This window comes from Dehalococcoidia bacterium, assembly GCA_030648205.1.
GTDB lineage: Bacteria > Chloroflexota > Dehalococcoidia > JAUSIH01 > JAUSIH01 > JAUSIH01.
In genome coordinates this window covers 1-8,625 of the sequence record JAUSIH010000080.1, presented here as the reverse complement: position 1 = coordinate 8,625, position 8,625 = coordinate 1, and the positions used below count along the sequence as shown (strand labels likewise).

Here is an 8,625-nt window from a genome sequence, read left to right as displayed (position 1 = left end):
CTCGGGTTGTGGGGCATAGCGCCGCGCAGGGGCTTCTTCTCGGAGGGCAGACCCTCATCGCGCGGGAGGCGCTGCGCGTCGGGCTGGTGATGCAGGTCGTCCCGGCGAAGGGACTTGCGGATGCGGCGCGCGCCGTGGCCGAACGTCTCGCCGGGTATGCGCCGTTCGCGACGCGCTACCTGAAGGAGACGGTGCGGCACGGGCAGGACATGACGCTGGAGCAGGGGCTGCGGCTGGAGGCCGACCTGTCCACGCTGCTGCAGACCACCCGCGACCGCGCGGAGGGTATCCGCGCCTTCTTCGAGAAGCGGTCGCCGAAGTTCGAGGGACGATAGGTCTGGCTTGCTACCTGACTCCGCCGAGGAGATTCCTCGCTTGCGCTCGGAATGACAGCGGAGGACGCTGGTCAGCGAGGGACGGTGCAGGACCGCGGGATCGCCCGCCGGAGGGTCTGGGAGGACGCCTCCCAGAATCCCACTTTGTCTTCCCCCTTCCCCTGCAGGGGAAGGGGGACCGAGGGGGATGAGATACCCCGCGTATTTGCGGCATAGTGAATTGAAATGTCTGACGTCATCCAACTGGACATAAAAGACAGCGTCGCCACCATCACGCTGAACCGTCCCGACACGCTGAACGCCTACAACATGGCGATGCGGGACGGCATGTGGGCGGCGCTCTCCGCCGTGCGCGACGCCCCGGACGTGCGCGCCGTTATCCTGCGCGGCGCGGGCGAGCGGGCCTTCTGCGTCGGCGCGGACCTCTCGGAGTTCGGGAGCAACCCGTCGCAGGTCTCCGCGCGCCAGGTCCGCTTCGAGCGCGACGTCTGGGGGCTGTGGAAGAACATCCGCAAGCCGTTCGTCGCGGCGCTGCACGGGTTCGTGCTCGGCTCCGGCATCGAGATGGCGCTGTGGTGCGACCTGCGTATAGCGGCGGACGATTGTGTGTTCGCCCTGCCGGAGGTCCAGCTTGGCATGATTCCCGCGGCGGGCGGCACGCAGACGCTGCCGCGCGCTATTCGGCCCGGCGTGGCGATGGACATGCTGCTCCGGTGCGAGCGGATAGACGCGGAGCAGGCGCTGCGCATCGGGCTTGTGCATCGCGTCGTCCCGCGGGCGCGGGTGTTCGCGGAGGCCGAGGCAGCCGCGCGGCGGCTCGCGGCGCTGCCGGGGGGCGTCGTACGCTACACGAAGGAGGCGCTGGCCGGGGGAGCGGATATGCCGCTGCGGGATGCGCTGGCTCTGGAGCGCCGGCTGGCGGCGCGGCGCCTGAAGCGGGATATTTCGCAAAACGTCAAATTTTGATTATAATGCGGGGGATAAGCCTCCGGCGCAAAAGGAGACCGAGACCATGCTCACCACGGAGTTCCTGACCATCGCCAGCGCCATCTGCCCGGACAAGGAGGCGGTCGTCTTCGAGAGCAGACACCTGACCTTCGCCGACCTCAACGACCGGACGAACCGCCTGGCGAACGCCCTGCGGGGCCTGGGCGTCGGCAAGGGGGACCGACTTGCCGTCCTCCAGGTGAACTGCAACGAAGTCGTTGAAACCTACTTCGCTGCCGCCAAGCTCGGCGCGGTCTGGTCCCCCCTGAACTTCCGCGCACGGGCGGACGAGCTCAGCTACATGATTAACAACGCCGAAGCCAGGGCGCTGCTTGTCGGAAAGCGCTACTGGGACACGGCGCACTCCATGCGCCCGCATCTCAAGACCGTCCGTCACATCATCAGTCTGGAGGGCAAGGCGGAGGGCATGGAGGAGTATGACGCGCTCCTGTCCGCCGCCTCCGCCGACGAGGTCATGCCGGACTCCGCTGATGATGACACCACTATCCTGATGTTCACCGCGGGCACCACCGGCTCTCCGAAGGGGGTCTCCTTCACCCACCAGAGCTTCTCCGGCTATGTGCTGAACAACGTGACGCCCGCCGACCCGGACACCGTGGAGAAAAACATCCTGACGGTGCCTCTGTACCACATAGCAGGGGTGCAGGCCATGATGTCCTCTGTCTATGGAGGGCGCACCCTCGTGGTGCAGCGCCAGTTCGAGCCGAAGGAGTGGATGGAGCTGGTCCAGCGGAACAAGGTGGACCGGGCGATGATGGTGCCCACCATGCTCAAGCAGCTCCTGGACAATCCGGACTTCGGCAAGTACGACCTGTCCAGCCTCAAGGTCATCACCTACGGCGCCGCGCCCATGCCGCTGGAGGTCATCAAGAAGGCCATCTTCGCGCTGCCCGATACGCAGTTCATCAACGCATTCGGTCAGACAGAGTCTGCAGGCACCATCTGCGCTCTCGGACCGGAGGACCACAAGATCCCCAAGGGCCTGCCGCCCGCGGAGGTGGATAAGCGCCTGAAGCGCCTCGGCTCCATCGGCAAGCCTCTATCGGACGTGGAGGTGCGCATCGTTGACGAGATGGGCAGGGACGTGCCGGAAGGCGTCGTGGGGGAAATTGTGGCGCGCGGCGACCGCATCATGAAGGGCTATTGGAAGCAGGAGGACGCCACGCGGAAGACCATCCGCGGCGGCTGGCTGTACACCGGCGACCTGGGTTACCGCGACGACGCCGGCTACATCTTCCTGGCGGGTCGCGCCAAGGACATCATCAAGCGCGGCGGCGAGATGATCAGCCCGGAGGAGGTGGAGCAGACGCTCATGGCCCACCCTGCCGTGGACGACGCCGCCATCATCGGCATCCCGGACGTGGAGTGGGGCGAACGCGTGCGGGCCATCGTGGTGCTGAAGAACGCCCAGAAGGCCACGCCGGAGGAGCTGACAGAGTTCTGCCGCCAGCGCCTGTCCAGCTTCAAGAAGCCGGAGTCGGTGGTCTTTGCCAAAGAGCTGCCGCGCAACCCCATGGGCAAAGTGCTGAAGCGCATCCTGCGGGAGAAGCTCGGCCAGGCGGACGTGCAGGCCGCGCAGGCCGCCGCGAACGCCGGGGCTGGGCTGTCGGCCGCGTAGCCCGGCGCCTCTTGCTGTGCGGGAGGCTCCTCTCCGCTCGGTTCGTGTGACCGCATGCTCATGTCTCGGCGGCGCTCTCGTGGCGGAGCCGGGCGTATGATGTCCTTTGACCCTGTCCTTCGTCTGGGGTACGTAGCCGCCCTTGCGGTCGCGCTGGTCCTGCTGTCGTCTTGCGGGAGCGCGCCGCGGGGGAGAATACTGGTCTTCGCCGCGGCCAGCCTCACCGATGTGCTGCAGGCGCAGGCGGAGCTGTTCGAGAAGGAGCGCGGCGTGCGCGCGGACGTCAACTTCGGCCCGTCCAATTCGCTGGCCCAGCAGATAGCGCGCGGGGCCTCCGCCGACGTGTTCATCTCCGCGGGCGTTCAGCCCGTGCGGGAGATGGAGCGCAAGGGGCTGACGGTGTCCGGCTCCTCGCGGGAGCTTCTGACCAACGATCTTGTGCTGGTCGCGCCACGGGGAGCGGGCCCGGTCCGCGCGCTGGACGACCTGAGGAAGCCCGACGTGCGGCTGGCGATAGCCGATCCCGACCTTGCGCCGGCGGGCCTCTACGCCAAACAGGCGCTCGTCTCTCTGGGCCTGTGGCCCGCGGTGCAGGCGCGCCTTATCCTGGGCCACGACGTGCGCACCACCCTGGCCTACGTGGAGTCGGGCAGCGCGGACGCGGCGGTGGTGTACCGCACCGACGTCCAGACGGGCCGTGGCGTGCAGGTCGTCGCCGCGTTCCCCGACGATAGCCATCCTCTGATTGTGTACAGCGCCGTGGTCGTGAGGGCGTCACCCAACAGCGCGAGCGCCGCCGCCTTCTTGGACTTCCTGCAAGGTCCGTCCGCGCGGGAGGTCTTTCAGGCATACGGCTTCGTGCCCGCGCCCCGGAAATAGCGTCGCGAGGGCGGCATGCTGTCATCCGCTGAGTTTCAGATTGTCCTGCTCTCCCTTCAGGTGGCCCTCGCGGGCACGCTAATCGCCCTGCCGGTCGGCCTGGCGGCGGGCTGGCTGCTGGCCAAAAGCTCCATCCCCGGCAAGCCTGTGCTGGACACGCTCGTGTCGTTCCCGCTGGTGCTGCCGCCGGTGGTGACGGGCTATGCGCTGCTGCTCCTCCTGGGCCGCCACGGGCCTGTCGGCGGCGTCCTGTACGGCGTGCTGGGCATTGACCTGGTGTTCACGTGGGTCGCGGCCGCGCTGGCGGTGGGACTGGTGTCGCTGCCGCTCATCGCGCGGGCCATCGAGGTGGCGATGGCGAACGTGGACACTCGCCTGGAGGGCGCCGCGCGGAGCCTGGGGTCGGGGCCGTGGCGGACGTTCTTTACGGTGACGGTGCCCCTGTCGTACCGCGGCATCCTGGGCGGCGCGCTGCTGGGGTTCGCCCGCGCGCTCGGCGAGTTCGGCGCGACGATTGTCGTGGCGGGCAACATCCCCGGCCGGACGCAGACGCTGCCGACCGCCATCTTCAGCCGCCTGGAGACGGGCGACGACGCCGCGGCCCTGCGGCTTGTCGCCGTGTCTCTCGTGCTGGCGCTGGTCTCTTTGACTGTCCACCAGCGCCTGGCGCGGCGCGCTGCCCTGTAAGCGCATGCTCGACACGCCGTTCCTCGACCTGCGGGTGCGCAAGACGTGGGGCGCCTTCCGCCTCAGCGTGGACGTCCACCTTCCGTCGGGCATCACGGTCCTGTTCGGCCCGTCAGGCAGCGGCAAGACCACCATCCTGGACTCCATCGCGGGCTTGATGTCGCCTGACGAGGGCGAGATACGGCTGAAAGGGCGCGTCCTGTTCTCATCGTCCGCCGGGGTCAACCTGCCGCCGGAGAGGCGCGGCGTCGGCTACGTTTTCCAGGACGGCCTGCTGTTCCCGCACCTGACGGTCTGGGATAACGTCCTGTACGGCTACCGGCTCACGCCTCTGGAGCGAAGGCGCATCAACCCGCGGCGCCTGGTGGAGCTTTTGGAGCTTGACAGTCTGCTGGAGCGGCGGCCCGCGACCCTTTCGGGCGGCGAACGTCAGCGCGTGGCGCTGGCGCGCGCTCTGGCCACGTCGCCGGAGATGCTGCTGCTGGACGAGCCGCTGGCATCTTTGCACGCGGCCCTTCGGGGCCGCATTCTGCGCTATCTCAGGCGCGTCCATCGGGAGCTTGCGATTCCCATGGTGTACGTCTCGCACTCCATCTCGGAGGCGCTGGCGCTGGGCGACAAGGTGCTGGCGCTGGCCCACGGCGCGCAGCAGGCCTTCGACAAGCCCCGCCGCGTGCTGGTGACGCCCGGCGCGGTGTCGGCGGAAGACGTGGGCGCGCTGGAGAACCTGGTGGACGCGGTGGTGGCGGAGCACCGCCGCGAGAGCGATATGACGCGCCTGACGGTGGACGGGGCGGACCTGTGGGTGTCCGCGATGGACGCGGCGCCAGGCCGGACTATCACCGTATCCATCCGAGCAGGGGATATCATCATCGCGCCGGAGCGGCCGGGGCGCATCAGCGCGCGCAACGTGCTCCCGGCGCGGATTGCAGGGGTGCATCCGGTGGGCAATCGCGTGCTCGTGTACGCCGCAGCGCGCGCGCACGGCGCGGACGTGGGCGTGCCGCTGACGGCGGAGATCACGCGGGACGCCCTCGCCGGCCTGGGCCTGCGGGAAGGCCAGGACGTGTTCCTGATTATCAAGTCGTCCTCCATCATGGTGCTGGAATAAGGAGGCGTCGCATGAAGCTCGTCCTTGTCCACGGCTCGGGAGGCTCAAGCCTGAGCTACCACTACCAGACGCGCCACTTCCCGGACGCGGTCGCGGTGGACCTGCCGGGCCATCCGCACGGCGCGCCGTGCGCCAGCGTGGAGCTGTACGCTGAGTGGCTGCGCGGCTACATCGGGGGCAGGGGCTACCGCGACGTCGTGCTGGGCGGACACTCTCTGGGCGGGGCTGTCGTCCTCACGTATGCGATGAAGTACCCGGACGAGGTCAGGGGCCTGGTCCTGGTCGGGACGGGGGCGCGCCTGCGGGTGCATCCCGACGTTCTGGCGGAGTGCCAGGCGGCGGCGACCGACAAAGCCGCCCGCCAGCGCTGGCTCCAGGCGCGCGCCGCCAACTATGCGAAGGTGGCGCCGGACGTCCGCGGGATGCTGCTCCAGAAGACGGACGAGATAGGCCCCGCAGTCATGCACGGCGATTTGGTCTGCTGTGACCGGTTCGATATCTTGGAGCGGATAGGCCAGGTGCGGGCGCGCGCGCTCATATGCCAGGGCGACGAGGACGTGATGACGCCGGTCAAGTACGGGCGCTTCCTGGCGGAGAAGCTTCCCTCCGCCACGCTGGAGGTGTTCCCGGGCGGCACGCACCAGGTGATGCTGGAGCAGCCGGACGCGGTGAACCAGGCCATTGGGCGGTTCCTGGGCGCGCTGCGGTAGGCGTGTCTGTCACCCTGGTGATCTTGTGAAGGTTGGCCGAGCTCTTTTCAAACGTCATCCGAGGGAGTTCAGAGGGTGAGGGTTTTGCAAAGGCCGCCTCCTGATGCCCGCATGGATGGGCTGAGCCTTGTCATCCTTGCGGGAGGACGAGGCCGCCGCATGGGCGTCCCCAAGGCGACCATGCTGTTTGGGGACGAGCCTCTCCTGGCGCGTGTCGTCCGCAGGTTGCACTCCCTGAGCGACGACGTCATGGTGGTGACTCAGGACGGGAAATCTCCCATTCCTCTGCCGGCGACCGTGCGCGTTCTGGCTGATGTCATACCGGACGCGGGGCCTCTGGCGGGACTCGTCTCCGGGCTGAAGCAGGCCCGCCACCCGCTCGTCGCCGTGGTCTCCTGCGACGCGCCGTTCGTGTCGCCGGACGTGCTGGCCTTCCTGGCGGGACGGATTGGCGACGCCGACGCCGCGGTGCCTCTGGTGGACGGGCGCCGTCAGTCGCTGCACGCCGTTTACAGGGCCTCCGCCGGCGCTGAGGCCGGGAAGAGGACGCTGGCGGAAGGGTTGCGGAGGCTGGATGACCTGTTGGCCCGGCTGCGCGTCCTCTGGGTGCGGGGCGGGGACATGCGGCGCATTCCCGCGTGGCGGAGATCGTTTTTGAACGTCAATACTCCGGATGTTTTGCGGCAGGCCCTCGCCCTCGCCGCTGAAGAACGCGACAGGAGGTAGCTATGGGGGCTGTATTCTGCATTGTGGGCAAGTCGAACTCGGGGAAGACGACGCTTTTGGAACGTCTGATCCCGCGTCTGACGGGCCGCGGCCTGAGCGTCGCGGCCATCAAGCACCATATTCATGGCGACTTTGAGTTCGATCAGGCGGGAAAGGACAGCTACAGGCTCCGGCGGGCGGGAGCGCGGACGATGGTCCTCAGCTCGCCGAAGGAACTCGTGACGATCAGGGGCGCGACGGCGGACACCCCCCTTGCGACTCTGGCCGCCGCGCTGGCGGTGGAGCACGACCTGGTGCTCGCCGAGGGCTACAAGGAGACCAAAGGGTTTCTGAAAGTGGAGGTGCACCGTCAGTCCCTGGGGCCGGACCTCATCACGGCGCCGGAGGAACGGCTCGCCGTGGTCTCGGACGGCTCTCCCGTCGTCGCATGTCCCTTGTTCTCTCTGGAGGACATTGCGGGACTGGAGGCGCTCCTGGTGGAGCGCGCACGGGAGGCGCAAAAGGGTGATGGTGTGGACATCGCGCTGACCATGAACGGCGAGGCGGTGTCCCTGAACCCGTTCGCGCAGTCGGTGATAGCGCGAGGCGTATGGGGGATGCTCTCGGCGCTGAGGGGAGTGGAGAAGGTGACGCTGGCGACGGTCACCGTCCGCCGCAAGGGTCAATAGGAACTCATTTCACAAGTTTGTCGCCTCATCCTTCGACAGGCTCAGGATGAGCGGGACTCACTCTCTGCGCATGGTGAGTCCTTCGGCGCCGCTCATGGTGAGCTTGCGGCCCATCGCCTTCCTGAACGCCTCCGTGGTCGGGGCCATTGTCGCCTCCGTACGGTCCGCGGGGCTAAGAGTACCATCGGTGCAATGTACGCGGCAAGCCCACACTTGGCGCGTTCCGGGGTGAGGCCGGGCCCGCGCATGAATCCACGCTGTGGACATGAACTAATGAAGACCATTCGTCCTTCGGTGAAAGGGTAACATGTGGACTAATGTCATTCCGAGTCCTTCCGCCGAAGGACGAGGGGTGACAGCGGCTTCCCCGGCGGCCTTCTTGTGCAAGGCCGTGTGACGCTCTGTCCTCGCGTATAATGAAGCGTCCCAGCCTCGTCCGCTGAGCAGGAGTGCGCAGAGACAGCCTATGGAGCCTTCACCGCACGCGGCCATATCCGGCGCGCAGGACGCCGCCCTCCCGACCACGGCGCAGCGTTCCGGCGTCCGGCGCTACGGGGAGGCCCTCCTCGTCGCCCTGCTCCTGCTATCGTTCGTCGTGCGCGGCGCGCTGACGGCCCGCGCCCTCTCCGCCACCTTCGACGAGCCTCCCCACGTCTCAAGCGGGTACACGCATCTGACGCTGGGCGACTTCCGCCTGGAATATCCGCATCCGCCGCTTTTCAAGGACATTCTCGCCGTGCCTCTCCTGTTCTTCCCCATCAATGTGCCTCTGGACGACCCGAGTTGGGGGAACGCGCGCCAGTGGGACTTCGCCTTCCAGTTCTTCTATAGGTACAACCACAACTCCATCGAGTTCCTGTTCTGGAGCCGGATGGTCGTCGTT

Annotated in this window: 10 protein-coding genes; all 10 read left to right on the top strand. The window is 67.6% G+C overall.

Features of this window, described 5'->3' with window-relative positions; genetic code table 11:
• Positions 1 to 335, top strand: a 335-nt coding sequence (locus Q7T26_09555; protein MDO8532384.1) for an enoyl-CoA hydratase-related protein, incomplete at its 5' end; no start/stop codon positions are given.
• A gap of 225 nt (positions 336 to 560) precedes the next feature.
• Positions 561 to 1,301, top strand: a complete 741-nt coding sequence (locus tag Q7T26_09550) for an enoyl-CoA hydratase/isomerase family protein (protein ID MDO8532383.1) — start codon at positions 561 to 563, stop codon at positions 1,299 to 1,301.
• A gap of 46 nt (positions 1,302 to 1,347) precedes the next feature.
• Positions 1,348 to 2,961, top strand: a complete 1,614-nt coding sequence (locus Q7T26_09545; GenBank protein MDO8532382.1) for a long-chain-fatty-acid--CoA ligase — start codon at positions 1,348 to 1,350, stop codon at positions 2,959 to 2,961.
• A gap of 96 nt (positions 2,962 to 3,057) precedes the next feature.
• Positions 3,058 to 3,840 (top strand): molybdate ABC transporter substrate-binding protein, encoded by a 783-nt coding sequence (gene modA / locus Q7T26_09540; protein ID MDO8532381.1) that lies wholly within the window; start codon positions 3,058 to 3,060, stop codon positions 3,838 to 3,840.
• Positions 3,841 to 3,855: 15 nt separating this feature from the next.
• Entirely contained in the window at positions 3,856 to 4,527 is a 672-nt protein-coding gene (gene modB, locus Q7T26_09535) for a molybdate ABC transporter permease subunit (protein ID MDO8532380.1), read from the top strand.
• A 4-nt stretch (positions 4,528 to 4,531) separates the two neighbouring features.
• Entirely contained in the window at positions 4,532 to 5,638 is a 1,107-nt protein-coding gene (modC, locus tag Q7T26_09530) for a molybdenum ABC transporter ATP-binding protein (GenBank protein MDO8532379.1), read from the top strand.
• A gap of 11 nt (positions 5,639 to 5,649) precedes the next feature.
• Positions 5,650 to 6,348 carry an alpha/beta hydrolase gene (locus Q7T26_09525; GenBank protein MDO8532378.1) on the top strand — a complete coding sequence of 233 codons (699 nt, stop codon included), beginning with the start codon at positions 5,650 to 5,652 and terminating at the stop codon, positions 6,346 to 6,348.
• Between the two features lie 111 nt (positions 6,349 to 6,459).
• Positions 6,460 to 7,074, top strand: a complete 615-nt coding sequence (locus Q7T26_09520) for a molybdenum cofactor guanylyltransferase (protein MDO8532377.1) — start codon at positions 6,460 to 6,462, stop codon at positions 7,072 to 7,074.
• Between the two features lie 2 nt (positions 7,075 to 7,076).
• Positions 7,077 to 7,742: a molybdopterin-guanine dinucleotide biosynthesis protein B gene (gene mobB, locus Q7T26_09515; GenBank protein MDO8532376.1), complete on the top strand. Its 666-nt coding sequence runs from the start codon at positions 7,077 to 7,079 to the stop codon at positions 7,740 to 7,742.
• A gap of 466 nt (positions 7,743 to 8,208) precedes the next feature.
• Positions 8,209 to 8,625 (top strand): hypothetical protein (locus tag Q7T26_09510; GenBank protein ID MDO8532375.1); only part of this gene is annotated, 417 nt, incomplete at its 3' end.